The 20,625-nt window shown below is 66.1% G+C and carries 17 protein-coding genes and 1 rRNA gene; 3 read left to right on the forward strand and 15 right to left on the reverse strand.

Annotation, left to right across the window (positions count from 1 at the left end):
- Nucleotides 1-370: 370 nt before the first annotated feature.
- The 5 genes from OG555_RS41215 to OG555_RS41235 form a co-directional block, all read right to left on the reverse strand.
- Nucleotides 371-1,888: ribosomal RNA gene (locus OG555_RS41215) — 16S ribosomal RNA — on the reverse strand.
- 870 nt (nucleotides 1,889-2,758) lie between these two features.
- Nucleotides 2,759-4,075 carry a serine hydrolase domain-containing protein gene (locus OG555_RS41220; protein ID WP_329479380.1) on the reverse strand — a complete coding sequence of 439 codons (1,317 nt, stop codon included), beginning with the start codon at nucleotides 4,073-4,075 and terminating at the stop codon, nucleotides 2,759-2,761.
- A gap of 77 nt (nucleotides 4,076-4,152) precedes the next feature.
- The gene (locus tag OG555_RS41225) at nucleotides 4,153-4,380 is read right to left on the reverse strand and encodes a hypothetical protein (protein ID WP_328519554.1); all 228 of its coding nucleotides are present in this window, start codon (nucleotides 4,378-4,380) and stop codon (nucleotides 4,153-4,155) included.
- Nucleotides 4,381-4,452: 72 nt separating this feature from the next.
- Nucleotides 4,453-4,656, reverse strand: a complete 204-nt coding sequence (locus tag OG555_RS41230; protein WP_329479382.1) for a KTSC domain-containing protein — start codon at nucleotides 4,654-4,656, stop codon at nucleotides 4,453-4,455.
- 51 nt (nucleotides 4,657-4,707) lie between these two features.
- A complete protein-coding gene (locus OG555_RS41235) occupies nucleotides 4,708-5,061 on the reverse strand; it encodes a helix-turn-helix transcriptional regulator (RefSeq protein WP_329479384.1) in 354 nt (117 codons plus the stop codon).
- A 140-nt stretch (nucleotides 5,062-5,201) separates the two neighbouring features.
- Here OG555_RS41235 and OG555_RS41240 point away from each other — a divergent pair, with 140 nt between their 5' ends.
- Nucleotides 5,202-5,495, forward strand: a complete 294-nt coding sequence (locus OG555_RS41240) for a hypothetical protein (RefSeq protein ID WP_328519551.1) — start codon at nucleotides 5,202-5,204, stop codon at nucleotides 5,493-5,495.
- 59 nt (nucleotides 5,496-5,554) lie between these two features.
- Here OG555_RS41240 and OG555_RS41245 read toward each other — a convergent pair whose 3' ends face one another.
- From OG555_RS41245 to OG555_RS41255, 3 genes are all read right to left on the reverse strand, one after another.
- A complete protein-coding gene (locus OG555_RS41245) occupies nucleotides 5,555-5,980 on the reverse strand; it encodes a hypothetical protein (protein ID WP_329479386.1) in 426 nt (141 codons plus the stop codon).
- A 21-nt stretch (nucleotides 5,981-6,001) separates the two neighbouring features.
- Nucleotides 6,002-6,472: a hypothetical protein gene (locus OG555_RS41250; protein WP_329479388.1), complete on the reverse strand. Its 471-nt coding sequence runs from the start codon at nucleotides 6,470-6,472 to the stop codon at nucleotides 6,002-6,004.
- Between the two features lie 437 nt (nucleotides 6,473-6,909).
- The gene (locus OG555_RS41255; protein WP_328519549.1) at nucleotides 6,910-7,539 is read right to left on the reverse strand and encodes a hypothetical protein; all 630 of its coding nucleotides are present in this window, start codon (nucleotides 7,537-7,539) and stop codon (nucleotides 6,910-6,912) included.
- A gap of 202 nt (nucleotides 7,540-7,741) precedes the next feature.
- Here OG555_RS41255 and OG555_RS41260 point away from each other — a divergent pair, with 202 nt between their 5' ends.
- Both OG555_RS41260 and OG555_RS41265 read left to right on the forward strand, forming a co-directional pair.
- Entirely contained in the window at nucleotides 7,742-8,566 is an 825-nt protein-coding gene (locus OG555_RS41260) for an aldo/keto reductase (RefSeq protein ID WP_329479390.1), read from the forward strand.
- A 222-nt stretch (nucleotides 8,567-8,788) separates the two neighbouring features.
- Entirely contained in the window at nucleotides 8,789-9,145 is a 357-nt protein-coding gene (locus OG555_RS41265; protein ID WP_329479392.1) for a MerR family transcriptional regulator, read from the forward strand.
- 148 nt (nucleotides 9,146-9,293) lie between these two features.
- Here the strand turns inward: OG555_RS41265 and OG555_RS41270 are convergent, their stop codons facing one another.
- The 7 genes from OG555_RS41270 to OG555_RS41300 form a co-directional block, all read right to left on the reverse strand.
- Entirely contained in the window at nucleotides 9,294-11,288 is a 1,995-nt protein-coding gene (locus OG555_RS41270; protein WP_329479394.1) for a glycoside hydrolase family 3 protein, read from the reverse strand.
- 164 nt (nucleotides 11,289-11,452) lie between these two features.
- Nucleotides 11,453-14,347 carry a vitamin B12-dependent ribonucleotide reductase gene (locus OG555_RS41275; RefSeq protein WP_329479396.1) on the reverse strand — a complete coding sequence of 965 codons (2,895 nt, stop codon included), beginning with the start codon at nucleotides 14,345-14,347 and terminating at the stop codon, nucleotides 11,453-11,455.
- Nucleotides 14,348-14,441: 94 nt separating this feature from the next.
- Entirely contained in the window at nucleotides 14,442-14,936 is a 495-nt protein-coding gene (gene nrdR / locus OG555_RS41280; protein ID WP_328519537.1) for a transcriptional regulator NrdR, read from the reverse strand.
- 257 nt (nucleotides 14,937-15,193) lie between these two features.
- The gene (locus OG555_RS41285) at nucleotides 15,194-16,897 is read right to left on the reverse strand and encodes a dihydroxy-acid dehydratase (RefSeq protein ID WP_329479398.1); all 1,704 of its coding nucleotides are present in this window, start codon (nucleotides 16,895-16,897) and stop codon (nucleotides 15,194-15,196) included.
- Nucleotides 16,894-17,781, reverse strand: a complete 888-nt coding sequence (locus tag OG555_RS41290; RefSeq protein ID WP_329479400.1) for a dihydrodipicolinate synthase family protein — start codon at nucleotides 17,779-17,781, stop codon at nucleotides 16,894-16,896. The genes OG555_RS41285 and OG555_RS41290 overlap by 4 nt, the downstream gene beginning before the upstream one ends.
- A complete protein-coding gene (locus tag OG555_RS41295) occupies nucleotides 17,778-19,490 on the reverse strand; it encodes a GH39 family glycosyl hydrolase (RefSeq protein ID WP_329479402.1) in 1,713 nt (570 codons plus the stop codon). The genes OG555_RS41290 and OG555_RS41295 overlap by 4 nt, the downstream gene beginning before the upstream one ends.
- Nucleotides 19,491-19,556: 66 nt before the next feature.
- Nucleotides 19,557-20,591, reverse strand: coding sequence for a glycerophosphodiester phosphodiesterase (locus OG555_RS41300; protein WP_329479404.1), 1,035 nt, complete (start codon nucleotides 20,589-20,591; stop codon nucleotides 19,557-19,559).
- Between the last annotated feature and the right edge of the window lie 34 nt (nucleotides 20,592-20,625).

The following is a 20,625-nucleotide window of genomic DNA, read 5'->3' on the forward strand; positions in this document are numbered from 1 at the left end:
CCATCCAGGGAAACAACACACCCATCAAGCGAACCCACCAGCAGTTTGGTGAGAGCCGGCCCCAGCCACCCACCACACCAAAACCATCCAGTGTGGCTGTGACCCAGAAAAACCAGTCCACGTCCCCCCAGACATCACGTCCAGTGAGCCGGGCCCGATTCCTCAGGACCCAACAGCGCGCCTCGACCCTTCACTCTTCACCGCTCCACGTTCCACACCCACAAGTGGGTAGTACTAGCCTCGCAGCTCGAGATCCGAGCCTAATGGTCAATGTTCCACATTCCGAAGCACCGTCGCCCTGGAACGGACGTCCAGGAAACGACGAGTAGACACCAGACCCTTAACGGAACCTGGCGTCAATGCTCCTTAGAAAGGAGGTGATCCAGCCGCACCTTCCGGTACGGCTACCTTGTTACGACTTCGTCCTAATCGCCAGCCCCACCTTCGACGGCTCCCTCCACAAGGGTTAGGCCACCGGCTTCGGGTGTTGCCGACTTTCATGACGTGACGGGCGGTGTGTACAAGGCCCGGGAACGTATTCACCGCAGCGTTGCTGATCTGCGATTACTAGCGACTCCGACTTCATGGGGTCGAGTTGCAGACCCCAATCCGAACTGAGACCGGCTTTTTGGGATTCGCTCCACTTTGCAGTTTCGCAGCCCTTTGTACCGGCCATTGTAGCATGCGTGAAGCCCTGGACATAAGGGGCATGATGACTTGACGTCATCCCCACCTTCCTCCGAGTTGACCCCGGCAGTCTCCTATGAGTCCCCACCATAACGTGCTGGCAACATAGGACGAGGGTTGCGCTCGTTGCGGGACTTAACCCAACATCTCACGACACGAGCTGACGACAGCCATGCACCACCTGTATAGGACCCTTACGGACCCCGCATCTCTGCGAGATTTCCCTATATGTCAAACCCAGGTAAGGTTCTTCGCGTTGCATCGAATTAATCCGCATGCTCCGCCGCTTGTGCGGGCCCCCGTCAATTCCTTTGAGTTTTAGCCTTGCGGCCGTACTCCCCAGGCGGGGCGCTTAATGCGTTAGCTGCGGCACGGAGGACGTGGAATGTCCCCCACACCTAGCGCCCAACGTTTACGGCGTGGACTACCAGGGTATCTAATCCTGTTCGCTACCCACGCTTTCGCTCCTCAGCGTCAGGTAAGGCCCAGAGAGCCGCCTTCGCCACCGGTGTTCTTCCTGATATCTGCGCATTCCACCGCTACACCAGGAGTTCCGCTCTCCCCTGCCTACCTCTAGTCTGCCCGTATCGGAAGCAGGCTCGGAGTTAAGCTCCGAGTTTTCACTCCCGACGTGACGAACCGCCTACGAGCCCTTTACGCCCAATAATTCCGGACAACGCTCGGACCCTACGTATTACCGCGGCTGCTGGCACGTAGTTGGCCGGTCCTTCTTCTGCAGGTACCGTCACTCTCGCTTCGTCCCTGCTGAAAGAGGTTTACAACCCGAAGGCCGTCATCCCTCACGCGGCGTTGCTGCGTCAGACTTTCGTCCATTGCGCAATATTCCCCACTGCTGCCTCCCGTAGGAGTCTGGGCCGTGTCTCAGTCCCAGTGTGGCCGGTCGCCCTCTCAGGCCGGCTACCCGTCGAAGCCTTGGTAGGCCATTACCCCACCAACAAGCTGATAGGCCGCGAGCCCATCCCCAACCGCCAGAACTTTCAACCCCCACCCATGAAGGCGGAAGTCATATCCGGTATTAGACCCCGTTTCCGAGGCTTATCCCAAAGTTGAGGGTAGGTTGCTCACGTGTTACTCACCCGTTCGCCGCTCGTGTACCCCCGAAGGGGCCTTACCGCTCGACTTGCATGTGTTAAGCACGCCGCCAGCGTTCGTCCTGAGCCAGGATCAAACTCTCCGTTGAAAAATATGACAAACCGGAAAACCGGTGAGCCGACACATCGAGTGATCCTCTGAACATCAGAAACAAATCAAACTGACTTGAATCCAGAAAATATTTCAAAGGAATCCGACACAGACAACAAACAACCCCCACCAAAAACCACAAAGATCCCTGGCAGAACATCATCCGAAGCCCATGTACGGGGATAATACAATTTCGGCATTGACTTTCGGCACGCTGTTGAGTTCTCAAGAATCGGACGCACACCGCGCTTCAGACTTTCGTTTGAAGCTCCGGGGCAACTCGCCCAACTTTACTGTTTCGTCCGGGGCCGGTCAAATCGGCCTCTTTCGTCCCAGTCCCCCTGCGCGACTCAGTGACCGAAACCCGCCGAGGCGTGTTTCGGCATCCAAGACCTTCAGGGAGTTTGTCGGAGCTGCCGGCCGCTTTCGCGTCCCGCGCCTCGCTCCAACAAGAAGAACATTACTGACATTCGCGGTGCAGATGCAAATCGGGGTCCCGGACCCTGTCCGGGCTCCCTCTGCACCCCCCTCGACACCGGCCAACCGATGTCGAGACGAAGCAGTGGTCGTCCCTCTGGTCACATCACTCACTCGCGTCTCCGCGAGCGACATCTCCATGATGCCGCACCACGCAAGCGGTTTGCGCGGGCCATCCACAGGCACCGCCACCACACCGTCGTACGGTCGCTCCCGGCACAACCGTCGTACCAGGAACTGAACAGGTGGGAGCCGGTCAACCGACTCCCACCTGTCACGTAACGCACCGCCCAGCAGACGCCTCTCGGCGAGTGGCCGCTCGTAGCGGCTTGAGTTGGGGCCCGGGGTCATGAACCGAGCGGCATCAGGTGTAACCAGGCCACCCCAGCTCCTATTCCCGCGTGCAGACGAGCTCCGCGCCCTCCTGGTGGAAGACCAGTCCGCCGTCGCGTACCTCGAGCTCGGTGCCAGTGCCGACTACGAACCGCGTCGCCGACCGCGGCATGAAGCGCAGCGGCGGCTGACCGTCGAACGTCACCTCCAGGCCGCTCCCCCGCCGCTCGATCGTGAACGCCATCCTGCCGTCCAACCGGTACGAGCCGACGAGGTCAGCCAGCACCTCGTCAGCCGGTAGATCCGGGAGCTCGACATCCTGCGGGTAGCCCTCCCAGCTGTACGTCGACGCAATAGCAGCGAACGCCCTCATGACCACCCACGAGCCGTTGTCACCGTTGGTCATGACGACGGCGCCTTGTCCGGTGTCGCGGTACGCCAGCAGATGACAGCGGAACCCCGCATTGCCGCCACTGTGTCCGAAACGCTGCCCAGTGTCGTCAAGGAAGAACCCCAGTCCCAGATGACCCAGCCCGCCGATCCGCTGACTTGCGGTGATCTGGGACGTGAGCATCTGTCGGACCAGCTGGGGCGACAGGAGTGCGTCGTCGGTCCCGGCGTACGTCCGCTGGACACCGATGGCCAACTTCGCGAGGTCCGTCGGCGTCGTCCAGAGCCCTGCGGCCGCCAGCTCGGGGTAAGCGTGCCATCTGCCGTCGAGCGGGCAGCCGAGTTCATCGTGTGCAGTCGCTGCTCTCGCGTGAAGTTCTGGTGGCAGCGGCTGCACGTAGTCGCTGTCAGACATGCCGAATGGTTCCAGCACGAGCTCACGGACCAGTTCGCGGAACGGCGTGCCTGTCACATCCTCGAGTAGCTGCTGCATGACGATCGTGCCGCCGCCGGCGTACCTGAACTGCGTCCCAGGGATCAGGTCGACCCGGACGCCGAAGGTGTTCGTCGGGCGCACGCCGTCGAGGATCTGCACTGTTGTCGGCAGCGCATCGTCATGGCGATATCCAGGGAACCCATGCACAGTCAGGCCCGCACTGTGGCTGGCCAACTGCCTCAACGTCACGACCGGCTGCCAATAGCCTGTCCGCGGGACCTGCCATGACGTGAGCTTCCGGTTCACGTCCTCGTCGAGGTCGAGCAATCCACGGTCCACCAGCCTGAGCATCGCCAGTACGGCGACAGGCTTGCTGATCGAGGCAGCCTGGAACAACGTGTCCGGCGTGACGGCCGCAGGCGCGCCGGCCTCCGCCAGACCGGCCGTCCCGGTCTGGCGGATCCCACCGTCCTCGAACACCGCCCAGCTCGCGCCGGGCACCTTGAACTCCTCGAGATCCGTCTCGATCTCATCGCGCAGAACGTCCACGTTCCCTCCCTCGACTCCGTGATTCAGAGCCTCTGGGAGGGAACGGTACGGCGGACGCGGTTCGCCGCGAGGAGGGATTACCTCGACGGCTCAGGCGCGTTGCAGTCGATCTTCGGATTGGCACCGATGTAGTTGAGTGGGCCGGCGACGATGGTGACCAGCGTCGTGCCCACCTTGGCGCACGTCGCGTCGGATCCCGCGAAGTAGTTCCTCTGCGTGGCGGCCGCCAGGCCGATGAGCAGCCAGATGACAAGAACGATCGTGATGGTGCGGGAACGAGTCGTAGAGGCTCTACGAGTGCGCATATCCACCTCCTGGTTGGGCGCACCCCCGTGTGGACCGTCCCAGCCGGTGCCCGCCGAAGTCCCGCCGGAAACTCAGATCTCCCGGACCTCGTAGTACGGCTTGATGTGCTCGTTGACGTACGCGCCGATGCTCGGCGCGGCGAGGAGAGCGGCGTACGTCGGCTGCGGCACCTCGTAGTACTGGTAGGTGTAGCCGTTGACGTACTCGAGCTCCAGCGTGCCGCCGGACCAACCGACCGACCGCACGCTCGACGAGTTCACCAGGCGTCGCCTCATCCGCAGCTCCTCTCGATACGTCGTGCTGCGCCCGCCAGTCTGCACCGTCCATCAGTGCGCCCGTGATCGCTCCGGATCCTCGGTCTCGAGGCGTGCCAGGGCACGGGCCAGATCGCCGAGCGCCGCGTTGAGCTGGCTCAGCGCCGAATGGTCGAGCGGTGATCGGCGGTGATCCAGGCCCAGGTTGGCCGCGAATCTGACCCCGGCGTCGGGCGACGCCTGACTGAGAAAGGTGTCGAGAGCATCCTGGAGGTGCGGGCTCGGCACCATCTCAGGTCTCTCACGCCATTTGGTGACCGTGCGTGGCGAGATGCCGAGCTGGTCGGCGAACGCCTCGTTGGTCAACCGCAGCGCCGTACGCAGGGCGTGTGCGTGCCGGCCGGTCCATTCTTCGATGATTGTCATCGCTGTCACTCCTTGCGTGTCGATCACTCCCTGCAATGAGGATATGGCGATCAAGTCACCGTCGGAGGGCAGAATTTCTGCCCTGTGGATACCGGTTGAGTTCCTGGTGAGGCCGACGAACCACCGGTTGACTTCTGCGCATGGACGAGATCAGCGGTAGAACCGCGACGCTGCTGCGGACCCCGCGACGGCGTCATCTGAAAGTCGCGAACAAGTCCGGGCCACGCTGCTTCCAGCTGGTCCGTCACGTCGACGTCTCTGGCATCAGCGGTACGGGCGTCGTCGCGGAGGGAGTCGAGTGGTCCGACGGCACGGTCGCCTTGCATTGGGGCGGACGTTATCCGACGACCACGGTCTGGCCGGACGGCGTCGACGCCCTCCTCAGCATCCACGGTCACAGCGGCGCGACCGTCATTCGCTGGCTGGACGAATGAGCATGCGCTCCCGATCTCGGTGGGGCGGGCCTACCCTGCAGCCGGCCCGCCTCACCGGCCTACTCCGAATAGAACTGCTCTCGGTACTCGCCTTGGGCGTCCTTGGCCGACTTCGTCGCCGACCCGTTCAGGTCGGTCCTGGCGGCGCCGGCCCTGGTGCGGTCCTTGGTTTGCTGGGCGCCGGCATGCCGCGGGACGGACCTCTGCTGGGACTCGTCCGTCGGATGATTCGCGTCTTCTGCCTGAGCAAGGTCGTCGACCGCGGCGCTGAAGGCGAGTTCGGCGCGGGTCGGCGGAGGAGGGTCGATCGCTTCCGCGCGTTGAACCGGGAGATCGTTCGCGGCGGCGGACAGCTCGGAAAGAGTGTCGAGGAGGCCGACCGCGTTCTCGACCTCCCCGGGGTGATTGACGAGCCACCAGACCGCGGCCGATCCAGGCGTGGCGAAGACGTCCTCCTTCAGGTACGCACGTTTGTCTTGCTCCATCCGGCGTTCGAGCAGAGTCGTCTACTCCCGGCGGTGCAGGGCGGCGAGGTGCTGGAGGTGCTTCTGATCCGCGTCCGGCAATCGCAGCCGCACCTCGGTGGCCCAACTGCGCACTTGCCCCTTCTCGTCGAGGGCGGGTTCGCCGAGGAGCGCGGCCAGGCGGTGCTGGTTGAGCGACTCCTCAGTGACCTGTTGTCTCGCGGTCAGGGCTCGAGCGCGCTCGAGCAAGGCATCGACCGCGACCGCACCGAGGTCGGCGTGCCGCGAACCGGACAACACGGTCGACCACTGCACGATCGCCGAGAAGCTGAACTGGAAGTCCGGCGAAGCAGACGGCAGCCGTACGTCGGCGACCGTCCGCGTCGGCGGTCCGGAGAAGACCGGCTCCCGATCAGGCAGTACGACGGACGGCGCCGGTGCCGGCTTGGTCACGACGGGACGGGGTTCGTCGGGCTGCTTCCAGACCACAGCCAGCAGGACGAGCAGGACCACAGTGAGCACGATCGCGGCAGGCCGACGATGAGCGAAACGACGTACAGGATCAGAACAATCGCGGCAGCGGTCAGGAGGGTATTCCGGTGCAACTTCATGGTGGCGTTCCTTCACCACGTCGGGCGGACGTCAGCAGGTCGGGGAATGCGTACTGGACGGCTTCCCCCGTCCCTACTCCATCCAGGTCACCGGCAACCCAGACCACGGACGCGCCACACGACGTGCCCACCAAAAGTTTCACATGGCTAACCCAAAGTAGTCGCACCGCGCGTGTCGGGCCTACCCCAGGGGCTATGGCGGAGTCGCCGCGACCAAGACAGCGGTTGGTACCCGGCCGACAACCCTCCACACGGCCGGGCGCCAACCGCATGGTCCGACGTCTACCGGTTCGCGGTCCAGGATCCGGTCCACGCGGAGAGGTAGTGCGCGGGCGCGGGCTAGCCAGTGAGAGAACGGAGGGCTCGGCGGGAAGGGGTCAGGAGGACGGGTTTGTAGGGGCAGCGGGCGTCGGTGAGGGTTTCGTAGGCGCGGATGGCTCGGTTGGCGGCGTCCCAGCCTTGTTCGGCCGGGGTGCGGCCGAGGCCGCGGTTGCGGACCAGAGCGCCGTAGAAGGCGGAGCAGAAGACGGTGGCCTCGTACCAGCCGATGACGGTGCTGGTGCCGATATAAGTGATGTCGTCCTGGAGGCAATCGCGGATGGCGCGCTGCCACTTGCCGATGCCGGTCTTGCAGCCGTCGGCGATGACCACGCCACTGGCGATCCCCCACTGGCGGTCCAGGAACCACTCCGCCAGCGACCGCAGCGAGACCTGGGTCTGGCCGTCGGTGGACAGGAAGGAGGGCTCCTCGCTGTGGTCACCGTGTGCCATCACGTGCAGCACCGTCGAAGGGGTGGTGAGCGCGGAGAAGGCGGTCTCGTGGTCGCGGGTGCGGACGAAGTTCACGTCGATCACCGGCTGGTCCCAGCCGGCGTTGATGTTCCCGGTGATCCCCTGGACGAAGGACATCGACGCGTCGAACGAGCTGTCCAGACCGAGGTCCACCAGAGTGATCAGCCGGTTCTTCATACGCCCATCCCTCCAACGTGTTTCGATCCCCCGCCAGCAACCATGATGAACCACGGATCCGACAGTTCGCGCCCTGTTTGCCGGTGCTGAGACTGGCCGCCTGGACCTTACGACGTACGACGGGATCGGGTCGCCCGGGCCGTGGGCGCGGATCGTGATCGACATACGGTGGCCGGGCAGCGTTCGCCGAAGGAGGAGATGGATGAGCCAGGTTCCGACAGTCACGTTGAGTCACGGAGCGGTGATGCCACGGCTGGGGTTGGGGACGTCGCCGATGAACGACGCAGATGCGGAACGGGCGACGAGTGTGGCGCTCGAGCTGGGGTATCGGCTGGTCGACACGGCAGAGAACTATCGGAACGAGGTCGGCGTCGGGCGGGCGCTACGGGGCGTGCCTCGGGGCGAGGTGTTCGTGACGTCAAAGTTCAACAAGCGGTGGCACAGCGCCGAGGGTCCGCGGGTCGCGTTCGAGGCGAGCGCAGACAAGCTCGGCGTGGAGTACCTGGACCTCCTGCTGATCCACTGGCCGAATCCGCAGCAGGATCGGTACGTCGACGCATGGCGTGGGCTGATCGCGCTGCGGGAGGCAGGACTGGTGCGGGCGATCGGTACGTCGAACTTCAAGCCCGCGCATCTGCAGCGGTTGATCGACGAGACCGGTGAGGCGCCGGAGGTGAACCAGGTCCAGCTCAGTCCGGTGTGGGCGAAGGCGGCCGAGCGGGATTTCCACGCAGCGCACGGGATCGTCACGGAGGCCTGGAGCCCGCTCGGGAAGGGGACCGAGCTCCTGAGTCATCCGGCGGTGCAGGACATCGCGAAGGCGCACGGGAGGTCGCCGGGTCAGGTGGTCCTGCGGTGGGAGACACAGCAGGACGTCGTACCGATCCCGAAGTCAAGCGACCGCGGACGCCTCGAGGACAACCTGGCGGTCTTCGACTTCGACCTGACCGACGCCGAGCTCGCCGCCCTGTCAGCCCTCGACGGCACCGCCAAACCCTCCGCCGACTCCGACCGCGCCGGCCACTAACCCCCGCGCCCGCCTCATTGGACACGAGCACCCGCCGCAATACGCCGTACGAATGCCGCGAGGTGCACGACAAACGAGCCGCGCGAGCGTGCACCGCGTGCGGACGCTATCCCTGGGTTGAATGCGCGGCCGACCAGGTGCGCGGGCGGACGGCGGAATGCGGTGGGTTGGGGCGGGGTTGGACGTTGGCATTGGGGCACGGTCGAGTTCAGCGGAGATCTGATGTTGATTGGGCAGTTGGCTAAGCGCACCGGTACGAGTGAGCGGCTGCTGCGGTACTACGAACGTGTCGGGCTGCTTGCGTCGAGGCGGCAGGCCAACGGGTATCGCGAGTACGACGAAGCGGCTGAGCCGACGGTTAGGCAGATTCGCGCTTTGCTGGCCGCGGGTTTGTCGACCAGCATCATCAAGCTGGTGCTGCCGTGTGCCGATACCGATGGCTCGCTGAGTCCGTGCCCAGGTGTGCTGGACAAGCTGCGCCTGCAACTCAGCCGGCTGGACGAGCGCGCAGCCGAGCTGGCGCGCGCTCGCCAGACACTGGAACAGGCCATCACGGTTGCCGAAAGCAACAAGAGCTGACCCGAGGGCAAACCGACCGGCTCAGGTTGTGAAGGTGCCGGTGACGACCGAGTCGGATCCGACGCGGTTGCTTGGGGATCAACAGCAGTTCGAGCGTCGTCGCGGTCAGCTACGCAAGCAGCTGACCGCGACGCGCTGGGGTCAGTAGCTAGTGACTTCTGGTGCGGAGTCCCCAGCCGAAGGGGTACAGGGGATGGTAGTTCGGGTCGCCGATGTTGATCGGCTCCTGGTCGGCACTGCGTGGCCAGCTGTGGGAGAGCTTGCCCGTGAAGGGGCGCTTCCCGAACAGCACGTCGGCTACGCCTTCGCCTTGTGAGCCAGGCAGCCAGGACGCGACCAGGGCGTCGATCGTGGCGAGCTGCGCAGGCGGGATGACCTGTGGGCGGCCGGAGACGACCAGCACCACGCACTTGGCAATCGCCCCACACACCTTGTCGATGACCGCTCGGTCCACCGGTTGCAGATCCAGGCTCTTCGGTTCTCGCGGCACTCCGGCGTCTTCGGGATCGTACGCCCACTGCGGACCTCCGACATCTCCGAAGCCCTCCGCGTAAGGCGTCTCGCCAACGACCACCACAGCCACGTCGCTGCCCGCCGTCGGTGCCGAACCGTCCTTGCTGTAGGTCACCTGTGCCTGAGGAGCAACCTGCCGGATGCCGTCGAGAATCGTGTTGCCAGGAATTCGGTGTTGTCCCGACGCGCCCTGCCAGCTGAGCGTCCAGCCGCCTGCCTGGTTCCCCAGGTCGTCGGCGTTGCGGCCGGCGACGTACACCTTGGCGTTCTTCTTCAACGGCAGCAGCCCGTCGGAGTTCTTCAGCAGCACCTGTGACTTGGCGACGGCCTCACGCGCGAGCGCACGGTGCTGTGCCGAGCCGACCTCGGCGAGATGTGTGCGGTCCGTGTAGGGCTTCTCGAACAGCCCGAGCTCGAACTTCTTGGTCAGGATCCGCCGTACGGCGTCGTCGATCCGGGCCTGGGACACTCGGCCGGCGCGCACCTCGTCGAGCAGCGTGGTCTCGAAGGACTGGTACGCGTTCGGCTCCATGAACATGTCGATGCCGGCGTTGACCCCGGTCCGGACCTGCTCTGCCCAGTCCCCCGGGAGCTGATGGATTCCCTCCCAGTCGGAGATGACGAAACCGTCGTACCCGAGCTTGCCTTTCAGCAGGTCGGTGATGAGCTCACGGTTCGCGTGCATCTTGATCGGGTTACCGACGCCGTCCTCGGTCCAGTCGATGCTGGAGAACGACGGCATCACCGTGCCGACGTCGTACTTGCCGACGGCGGGAAGGTACGGGGCGAGGTCGAACCGGGCAAAGTCCTGGCGGTTCGTCACCGTGATGCCCTGGTCGATGGTGTAGTCGCCGGCGGCTGATCCGAACTCGGTGTCACCATCACCCGCGAAGTGCTTGGCGCTGGCGAGTACCCGATCCGTCGCGGCGAGGTTCTTGCCCTGGAATCCTTCGATCGCGGCCGCAAAGCGGCTCACCAGAGCGGGGCTCTCCGAGAAACTCTCGTACGTGCGGCCCCACCGGGTGTCGCGAGCGACGCAGACGCACGGGGCGAACACCCACTGCGGCCCGGTGGCACGGGTCTCCTCGGCCACGACGTGTTCGATCCGCTGGACCAGTTCGGGGTCCCAGGTCGATCCGAGTCCGATGTTGTGCGGGAAAACCGTTGCCCCGAGCAAGTTCCCGTGGCCGTGCACCGAGTCGACGCCGTACAGGATCGGGATCTGCAGGCGGGTCTGCAGAGCGGCGGCCTGGAACCTGTCGACCATGTCTGCCCAGGCCTCTGGCGTGTTGGGGGTCGGCACCGAGCCGCCGCCGGACAGCACCGAGCCGAGCCGCCAGGTGGTGACGAGCGAGGCGTCGTTCGTCACTGCACCTCGCTCGGCCTGGGTCATCTGGCCGACCTTCTCTTCCAGCGTCATCTGGCGCAGGAGGTCTTCGACCCGCGCCTTGATGGGAAGTCTGGTGTTCAGGTAGGCCTGCCCGCTGTTGCGCATCTGCGGGCGGGCCGTTGCATCGAACGACCCACGGTCGGGAGCAGCTCCCGACGACGGGACCGAAACCAGTGCGATCACCAGGCCGACGGTGACGAACGCGGCCCAGGTGCGATGCGATGATTTACTCAAACGCATGACGTTCTCCATGGGCGAGAAAGGAGTGGAGCGCTCTCTTCGTCACCCTCCGGCGATCGACCGCTACGGTCAAGGACTCGCCGCACTTCATGCGCTGAGCGACGCACCTCGGCCCCCGGGGAATGTGGGAAGTTCCCGGGGGCCGTGATGCTTTCAGCTGGTGGTCAGCTGCAGCCGGAGGTGCTGCCGCAGCCTTCGCAGACGTAGCAGGAACCGCTGGGGCGCATCTTCGTGCCGCAGGTGAAGCAGAGCGGTGCGTCGACCGAGGTGCCGGTGATCAGTTCGAGCATCTCGGCGGTGGTGTGGGCCTCGCCCTTGACCGGCTTCGCGGCGGCCGCCTCGACCGGCTTGTCGGCGACGTCCGAAGCGACCGGCTCGACCGACTTCAGGGACTCCGCCTCGGACACCTCGACCGGAGCCGGCTCGTAGGAGCCGGTGTCGAGCTGCCGGGACCGCTCGTCCGCCGAGTAGATACCCAGGGCGGCCCGGTCGTCGAACGGCAGGTAGTCCAGGGCCAGGCGGCGGAAGATGTAGTCCATGATCGACTGCGCCATCCGGACGTCCGGGTCGTCGGTCAGACCGGCCGGCTCGAACTTCAGGTTGGTGAACTTCTGGACGTAGGTCTCCAGCGGTACGCCGTGCTGCAGCGCGATCGAGATCGCGATCGAGAAGGCGTCCATCACCCCGGCCAGGGTCGAGCCCTGCTTGCCCATCTTCAGGAAGACCTCACCGAGACCGTCGTCCGGGTAGGAGCCGGCGGTCATGTAGCCCTCGGCGCCACCGACCGAGAACGACGTGGTCCGCGACGGCCGTGACTTCGGCAGGCGCTTGCGGGTCGGCCGGTACTCGATCACCTTCTCGACGATCTTCTCCGCGACAGTGCCAGTCTCGGCCGCGGCTGAAGCAGTCTTCTTCGCCTTCGCGTCCGCCAGCGGCTGGCCGACCTTGCAGTTGTCGCGGTAGACCGCGAGCGCCTTCAGGCCGAGCTTCCAGCCCTGGAAGTAGACGTCGGCGATCTCCTCGACCGTCGCGGTCTCCGGCAGGTTCACCGTCTTCGAGATCGCGCCGGACAGGAACGGCTGTGCCGCCGCCATCATCCGCACGTGGCCCATCGGCTTGATCGCCCGCTCGCCCATCGCGGTGTCGAAGATCTCGTAGTGCTCCGGCTTCAGGCCGGGCGCGTCGACGACGTGACCGTGCTCGGCGATGTACTCGACGATCGCCTCGATCGTCTCCTCGGTGTAGCTGTACTGGCGCAGCGCCCGCGGGACCGTCTGGTTGACGATCTGCATCGAGCCGCCGCCGACCAGCTTCTTGAACTTGACCAGCGAGAAGTCCGGCTCGATACCGGTGGTGTCGCAGTCCATCATGAAGCCGATGGTGCCGGTCGGCGCGAGCACCGAGGCCTGCGCGTTCCGCCAGCCGTTCTTGCCACCGATCTTCAGTACGCCGTCCCACGCCGCGGTGGCGTGCTTGTGCACGTCCTTGTCGATCTGGTGCACGGTCCGGATCGCGTCGTTGGCCGCCGCGTGCTTGCGCATCACCCGGGTGTGGGCGTCCTTGTTCCGCTCGAAGCCGTCGTACGGGCCGACGACGCCGGCCAGCTCGGCCGACCGCCGGTACGACGTCCCCGTCATCAGCGACGTGATAGCGCCCGCCAGTGCGCGACCACCGTCGGAGTCGTAGGCGTGCCCCGTTGCCATCAGCAACGCACCGAGGTTCGCGTAGCCGATGCCGAGCTGCCGGTACGCGCGGGTGGTGTCGCCGATCGCCTCGGTCGGGAAGTCGGCGAAGCAGATCGAGATGTCCATCGCGGTGATGATCAGCTCGACGGCCTTGACGAACTTCTGCGAGTCGAACAGGTCGTCGTCGCGGAGGAACTTCATCAGGTTCAGCGACGCCAGGTTGCAGGACGAGTTGTCCAGGTGCATGTACTCCGAGCACGGGTTGGACGCGGTGATCCGGCCCGTCTCCGGCGTGGTGTGCCAGTCGTTGATGGTGTCGTCGTACTGCAGGCCGGGATCGGCGCAGGCCCACGCGGCGTGCGAGATCTTGTCGAACAGCTCACGCGCGTCGACGGTCTCGATCACCGAGTTGTCCAGCCGCGCCCGCAGCCCGAACTCACCCTTCTCCTCGACCGCCCGCATGAACTCGTCGGTGACCCGGACCGAGTTGTTGGCGTTCTGGTACTGCACCGAGGTGATGTCGCGGCCGCCGAGGTCCATGTCGAAGCCCGCGTCGCGCAGCACGCGGATCTTCTCCTCCTCGCGCATCTTGGTCTCGACGAACTCCTCGATGTCGGGGTGGTCGACGTCGAGCACGACCATCTTCGCCGCGCGCCGGGTGGCGCCGCCGGACTTGATCGTCCCGGCGGAGGCGTCCGCGCCGCGCATGAACGAGACCGGGCCGGAGGCGGTGCCGCCGGAGGACTGCAGCAGCTCCTTGGAGGAACGGATCCGGGACAGGTTCAGACCGGCGCCGGAGCCGCCCTTGAAGATCAGGCCCTCCTCCTTGTACCAGTTCAGGATCGAGTCCATCGAGTCGTCGACGGCGAGGATGAAGCAGGCCGACACCTGCTGCGGCGACGCGGTCCCGACGTTGAACCAGACCGGCGAGTTGAAGCTGAAGTACTGGTGCAGCAGCATCCAGGCGAGCTCGTGCTCGAACACCTCGCCGTCGGCCGGGGTGGCGAAGTAGCCGTACTCCTCACCGGCCTTGCGGTAGGTCTTCACGACCCGGTCGAGCAACTGCTTCAAGCTCCACTCGCGGTTGTCGTGACCGACCGCGCCGCGGAAGTACTTCGTGGTGACGATGGTGGACGCGTTCACGCTCCAGTAGTCGGGGAACTCGACCCCGCGCTGCTCGAAGACGGTCTCACCGGTCTTCCAGTTCTGCTGTACGACGTCGCGACGCTCCCAGGTCACCTCGTCGTACGGGTGCACACCCTCGGTCGTGAAGATGCGCTCGATGGTGAGTCCCGCGGGCACGTTCTTGCCCCTGCGGAACCCGGCCGCCGACCTCTTGGTCGACCCCGAGTGGCCGGTCACCGTCTCTGTCATGGTTGCTCCTCGCCCTGTGTCTGTACCGCCGCGGTCTGTCGGGACCGCCCCGTTGAGTAACGCCAGGTGTTGCAGGTGTTGCTGAATCCCCGATTTATGTCTGCTGGGTCGGCTTCAGCGGGCGCGGCTCGGTGCCCTGAGGCTCCTTCTCCGCCCGCAGCAGCGCGATCTCGGTCTCGAAGTCGTCGGCGGACTCGAACTGCCGGTAGACGCTCGCGAACCGCAGGTAGGCGACCTCGTCCAGCTCCCGCAGCGGACCGAGGATCGCTAGTCCGACCTCGTGCGCGGGCACTTCCGGCGAGCCGCTCGCCTTGAGCGCGTCCTCGACCTTCTGGCCCAGCCGGGCCAGTGCGTCCACGTCCACCGGCCGGCCCTTGCAGGCCTTGCCGACGCCGTTGATGACCTTCTCCCGGCTGAACGGCTCGGTCGCGCCGGAGCGCTTCACGACCGTCAACTGCATCTGCTCGACGGTGGTGAACCGCTTCTCGCAGACCGGGCACTGCCGCCGGCGGCGGATCGCTCCGCCGTCCTCGGCCACCCTGCTGTCGACCACTCGGGAGTCGGCGTGCCGGCAATACGGACAGTGCACGAATCACTCCTCCCGTCGGCCGCCGAGGGGGCGGTCTGTGGATCAGCCTGGGGACAACCTGTGCATGACCTGTGTGCAACCAACCACTACCTGTGGAAAATTACACCCGTGTAACCACTACATCTAGGGATCCTAGATCGCTGCTCCGACAGTTTGCAAGAACGATCGAATCTCGCGCGCGTCTCCCTGTTTCAACACCCGCGCGACCCCGTGTACTCCCGCGTGGCGCCGCCGGAACGGGCCTGCGGAGGCGCAGACTACGGTCCCGCGACCGGCTCACCGGCCGGTAGACAGAAATCGAAATCGCAGCCCCGGTCTGCTCCCAGAACGTGGTCGCGGAACAACCGTCGGTAACCGGTGAGCTCAGGGGTACGGCGTGGTGCGAGAGCGGCCCAGCGGGTCTCGAGCTCTTCGGGTGGGACCAGGAGGTCGAGCCGGGCCTCGGACACCGAGAGGCGGATCCGGTCGCCGGTGCGTACCAGCGCCAGCGGTCCACCGAGGGCGGCTTCCGGAGTGACGTGGAGAACGATCGTCCCGTACGCCGTACCACTCATGCGGGCGTCGGAGATGCGGACCATGTCCCGGACTCCGCGCCGGGCCAGTTTGGCCGGGATGGGGAGGTAGCCGGCCTCGGGCATGCCGGCGCCGAGTGGACCGGCGTTCTGCAGGACCAGGATGTCAGTCGGCTCGACGTCCAGGTCTGGGTCGTCGATCCGGGCCGCCAGGTCTTCCAGCGACGTGAAGACCACGGACCGGCCGGTTGTCTCGAAAAGCGCCGGGTCCGCGGCAGACGGCTTGATCAGCGCACCAGATGGTGCCAGTGACCCGCTCAACCACACCAGCCCGCCTTTCGGCCGACTCGGCGTGCTCAGCGGCCGTACGACGTCCCGGTCCACCCACGCCGGCCTGTCACCGAGCCGCTCCCCCAGCGTCTCGCCGGTCACCGTCAGAACGGACAGGTCGAGCAGGTCCCGCAGCTCATGCAGTACGGCGGGTAGTCCGCCCGACGCATGGAGATCCTCCATGTAGTGCGCACCGGTCGGCTTCAACTCCACCAGGACCGGCGTGGTCTCGCTCAACTCGTTCAACTCCGCCGGATCGATCCGGAGCCCGAGTCGCCCGGCCATGGCAGTGAGGTGGATCAGCGCGTTCGTGGATCCACCGATGGCGAGGAGCACCCGCAGAGCGTTGCGAATCGAGGCTGCCGTGACAATCTGGGCCGGCGTACGGCCGGCCGCGGCGATCGACACCGCAGCGGCACCCGTCGCCTCACCGATCCGCAAACGGTCGGCGTGCACCGCCGGTGCGGCCGCGCTGTCCGGCAGCGCCATGCCGAGCGCCTCTACCAGGCAGGCCATCGTCGAAGCAGTCCCCATGACCGCACAGGTCCCGGCTGTGGTCGCCAGGTTCCGCTCCACCCGACCGATCTCGTCCTCCGGCACCTCACCGGCCCGATAGCGCGCCCAGAACCGTCGGCAGTCGGTGCATGCGCCCAGCCGCTCGCCCTGATACCGACCTGTCGACATGGGGCCGGTGACGAGCTGGATCGCCGGACGACCGGCCGAGAACGCGCCCATCAGCTGCGCCGGCACGGTCTTGTCACACCCGCCGACCAGCACGACCCCGTCCATCGGCTGAGCCCGGACGAGTTCCTCGACATCCATCGCCATCAGGTTGCGGTAGACCATCGCAGTCGGTTCGAGGAAGCTCTCGCCCAGCGAGATCGTCGGGAACTCCATCGGCAGCCCGCCGGCCGCGATGATGCCGCGGGCAACGGACTTCACCAGCTCCGGTTGTTGCCGGTGGCACGGGTTGAAATCGCTGGCCGAGGTGGCGATCCCGATCACCGGCCGCTCCAGCGACTCCGGCGACCGCCCGCTCGCGTGCAGGAACGCGCGCCGCAGATACCGCGAGAACTCCGGATCCCCGTAGCTCACCAGCCCGCGGTAGATGCCGCTCATGACACGCCAGGCGTGTTCCGCAGATGCTCGGCGAGCAGCCGCAACATGCTCTCCGGCGGTACGGCGGCCGGCGCCCGGACGGCGTCGTATGCGATCAAGCCGCGCCGGACGAGACTGTGTTTGCGCAGACCGAGTGCGATCCCGGCCTGGAACTCGAAGTTGACCAGCGGAAGGTAGTCCCGCCACACCTCGCGAGCAGCGTCGAAGCCGCCGTCGCGGTACGCCGTCACACACGCGATCAGGCCTTCCGGCACCGAGAAGCCGGTCATCGCGCCGGCAGCGCCGACAGCGAGTTCGTCGAGCAGACAGGTGCCGCCGAGGCCACCGAAGATGGGTACGTCGAGTCCGGCCGCCAATTCGGCGACGGCGGGTGGGCTCGGGGACGACTCGGACTTGACCGCGACGGCGGACGGCACATCGCGTACGGCGGCGATCAGATCGGCGGTCGTGATCCGGATGCCCGTGATGACCGGATAGTCCTGGACCACGATCGGACATTCGGTGCGCTCGGCAACGGAATTCAGATGATTGCTCAGCGCACCGGGATCACTGGAGTTCACTTGAACCATAAGTCCGGCGAGGCGGGAATCGACCGCCGGCAGCACATTGGCGGCCTCCGCGCACACCTCGTCGAGCTCCAGCGCGCTGATCCCGACGACGAGCGGCAGCCGGGACGACGCCGCGACCACCGTCTCAACGACCGTACGGCGCTCGGCGGGGCTCAGCCGGGCCGCTTCGCCGAAGACGCCGAGCACGGTCAGCCCGGTCGCACCGATCGACTCGTAGTGCCGGACCTGTCGCGCCAGCGATTCCGTGTCGACGGCCGAACCGTCCGCGGTCAGCGGAGTCGCCAGCACGCCCCACACGCCGGGATCCAAAGTCATACCGTTCCCCTCTTCAGCACGACGAGACTAAGCGCCGGTCGCGGGAGGTCCAACGGCATAGTGAAGCCGCCGTCGATCTCGACCACCACATCGTCGGTGAATCGCTCGAGACCTTGGCGGGCGGTGATAGCCGCGAGCTGTTCAGGCGTCGGATCCTGGGGTGCGCCGAGTTCCTGCCAGATCGTGTGACTGTTGCTGTGCCTGTGGTCGATCCGGAAGTGCTGGACGGTCCACGGGCCGGAATCCAGCCCGTTCACCTCGAGGTCGACGCGGGCCGTGGCCGGGTCGGCGGCGTACTGATCGTCGGTGTGGCGCCAGACGAGGATCGTGATCTGGTCGCCGTCGGAACCGGCGATGACGTCGATCTCCTCGGGAAGACCGTTGCCTAGGGCACTGATATCCGAGATGTCCGCGGCCTGGTCCGAGGCGGCGGCCAACCGGCGGTGGCCGAGGCGGGCGAAGGCGCGGTAGACGTTCATCAGCGGCTTCTCGATGCCGGACGCGGTGACGAAGCTCCGGGTGCCCTCGAAGTACCGTTCACCTTCCATCGAGAAGCTCCAGGTGGTTGCCTCGTGCACCTTCGCGGTGTGCTGCGCGTTGAGGTCGAGCACCTTCTTCATCAGTTTGGCCTGGAACACCGGGTAGTACTCGTTGTTGCGATAGGCGAAGTTCGCGTTGTCGTAGATCCCCCAGTGCGCCGGGACCGACGCGTCGCACTCGTCCACGATCACCGGCTGCCCGGCGTACTGCGGGAACTCCTCGATGACGGCCAGCGCGCGGTCGATCTCGCGGAGCATCTTCGGGGTCGACGGAGACTGCTGGATCGGAGCCGGGGCGCCGATCGGGCCGTACGTGCGCCACGGAGTGAAGTGCGAGCCCTTGGTGTGGAAGGACACGAAGTCGACGGGCAGTTCACGGTCGGCGCAGGCCTGGAGGAAGCCGCGCAGGAAGACCGCGCCCTCGTCCCCGCCGGTGACCGCGGGTCCACCGACTTTGGCGGATGGATACACACCACGGATCGCCTTGACCGTCACGTCGTACAGGTCGTGGAACTGTTCCGGCGTACCGCGCCAGTAGGAGATGTCGGGCTCGTTCCACAGTTCCCAGAGCCAGTGCTGGACCTCGTCGGCGCCGTAGCGCTCCAGAGCGTGTTCGATGAGTGCCGCGACCAGTCCGCCCCACTTGGCGTAGTCCTTGGGCGGATAGGACCACCAGCCGGCCTCATAGGCGCTGTACTGACTCGGGCTGCCCTCGAAGGCGAAGTCCGTCTTCGCCTCCTCTGGTACGAGCGCTAGCGGGGTGAACGCGAGTTCGACCAGCGGATGGTGGCCGGCGCCGACGATGGCGTCGTACGTCAGGTCGGCGATGGTGAAGTCGTAGTACGGCTTGCCGTCCGCGTCCTCGTGGTAGACGTTGCCGCTGCCCCAGTGCGGCAGGCCGGCCCCGGTGCCGCTGTTGAAGATGTTGTGCGGCCGGACGTGGTACGGCGTCTCCGCGAAGCCACCGATGGTCCGCAGGGTCCGGCGTCCCTGCGGCGTGTAGGTCCAGTTGATCTCGTCGTACCCGAGGCTCGCCCATGGGCGGTCCAGTACGCCGAGGTCGTGCGCCGCGTCGACGGTGACGCGTGCCCGGCGGATCGGTGTGGCCTCGGGGTCGGAGGGGGCGTAGGCGAGTCGCTGCACTGCGCTGGGCGAGGCGTTCTGAGTCATATCGGCCTTTCGGTCCGGTGCTGCTCATGGCACGAGCGCTGTATCGATAAACAGCTCCGAGCCAGCCTACAAGCGCGGCGCGATCACCTCGAAGGTGATCTCGACTGTCGATCCCGCGACGGTCGCCGTCACCGTGTGCCACCCAGTCGTCAGCAGCGTCGTGTCGATCGAGGCGCCGTTGACGACCGGCGCCCCGTCAAGGGTGATCGCGATGGGCTCGGGCGAATTGTTGCCGACGGCAACTCGCAGGCGTTGGCCCGGCTCGATCAGCTCCCCCGCCGTCGGGCTCAGGATCGTCGCGGCAGGTTTGACCCGCTGGCCGAACGCCGCGTTCCAGCCGGCCAGCTCGGCCGGGCGGTTGGTGATGATGCCGTCGACACCGGCACGCTCCAGCGCGTTCCAGCTGGCCGGATTGTCGACAGTCCAAATGTTGACCGCGACTCCGGCCGCGTGCAGGTCGGCGACGATGTCCGGCCGGATCCCGAACGCGGTCTCCGACGGGTTGTACGCCGACAACCCGAGATCCTTCGCAATCACCGGCGGATCCGGATCGAGCGTGGATCGCAGCAGACCGAGCGGCAGTTCGGGAGCGAACTCCCGGACCCAGCGCAGGTGCTCCGGCTCGAAGCTCTGTACGAACACCCGGCGACTCATCCCGCGGCCGTGGATCTCGTCGACAATCCGCGCGACCGACTCGCGCGGGTGCGCTCCCTTGATCTCGAGCAGCAGATTGCCACCACGCACCTGGAACCCATCAAGCTGTGACGCCAGGGTCGGCACCCGCAGACCGGCGTACCCGGGCGCGAACCACGACCCAGCATCCAACTCGGCCACCTGAGCCGCCGTCAGCGACCTGATCGCGCCGGTCCCGTCCGTGGTCCGGTCGACGGTCTCGTCGTGCAGGACCACCGGTACGCCGTCCTTCGTCGGCTGTACGTCGTTCTCGATCCATTCGACCCCGGCGCGGCGAGCGACCTCATCGGACGCGGCCGTGTTCTCCGGCGCCGCCGAGGAACCACCGCGGTGTGCCCAGATGCGCAGCGGCGCTCCGGGCTCGCGAACGAACGACTCCCGCACGGGCCGCGCGACGGTCAGGGTCACAGGCATCGACCGTAGAAAGGCGACGCGAACACCG

This window comes from Kribbella sp. NBC_01484, from assembly GCF_036227145.1.
In the GTDB taxonomy this organism is placed as follows: domain Bacteria; phylum Actinomycetota; class Actinomycetes; order Propionibacteriales; family Kribbellaceae; genus Kribbella.

What these genes read in the sequence shown, in the direction of transcription:
- OG555_RS41225 (WP_328519554.1), bottom strand. Translation starts at nt 4,380, where the DNA reads ATGCGCACTCGTAGAGCCTCTACGACTCGTTCCCGCACCATCACGATC.
- OG555_RS41230 (WP_329479382.1), bottom strand. Translation starts at nt 4,656, where the DNA reads ATGAGGCGACGCCTGGTGAACTCGTCGAGCGTGCGGTCGGTCGGTTGG.
- OG555_RS41235 (WP_329479384.1), bottom strand. Translation starts at nt 5,061, where the DNA reads ATGACAATCATCGAAGAATGGACCGGCCGGCACGCACACGCCCTGCGT.
- OG555_RS41240 (WP_328519551.1), top strand. Translation starts at nt 5,202, where the DNA reads ATGGACGAGATCAGCGGTAGAACCGCGACGCTGCTGCGGACCCCGCGA.
- OG555_RS41245 (WP_329479386.1), bottom strand. Translation starts at nt 5,980, where the DNA reads ATGGAGCAAGACAAACGTGCGTACCTGAAGGAGGACGTCTTCGCCACG.
- OG555_RS41255 (WP_328519549.1), bottom strand. Translation starts at nt 7,539, where the DNA reads ATGAAGAACCGGCTGATCACTCTGGTGGACCTCGGTCTGGACAGCTCG.
- OG555_RS41260 (WP_329479390.1), top strand. Translation starts at nt 7,742, where the DNA reads ATGAGCCAGGTTCCGACAGTCACGTTGAGTCACGGAGCGGTGATGCCA.
- OG555_RS41265 (WP_329479392.1), top strand. Translation starts at nt 8,789, where the DNA reads ATGTTGATTGGGCAGTTGGCTAAGCGCACCGGTACGAGTGAGCGGCTG.
- OG555_RS41270 (WP_329479394.1), bottom strand. Translation starts at nt 11,288, where the DNA reads ATGCGTTTGAGTAAATCATCGCATCGCACCTGGGCCGCGTTCGTCACC.
- OG555_RS41275 (WP_329479396.1), bottom strand. Translation starts at nt 14,347, where the DNA reads ATGACAGAGACGGTGACCGGCCACTCGGGGTCGACCAAGAGGTCGGCG.
- OG555_RS41285 (WP_329479398.1), bottom strand. Translation starts at nt 16,897, where the DNA reads ATGAGCGGCATCTACCGCGGGCTGGTGAGCTACGGGGATCCGGAGTTC.
- OG555_RS41290 (WP_329479400.1), bottom strand. Translation starts at nt 17,781, where the DNA reads ATGACTTTGGATCCCGGCGTGTGGGGCGTGCTGGCGACTCCGCTGACC.
- OG555_RS41295 (WP_329479402.1), bottom strand. Translation starts at nt 19,490, where the DNA reads ATGACTCAGAACGCCTCGCCCAGCGCAGTGCAGCGACTCGCCTACGCC.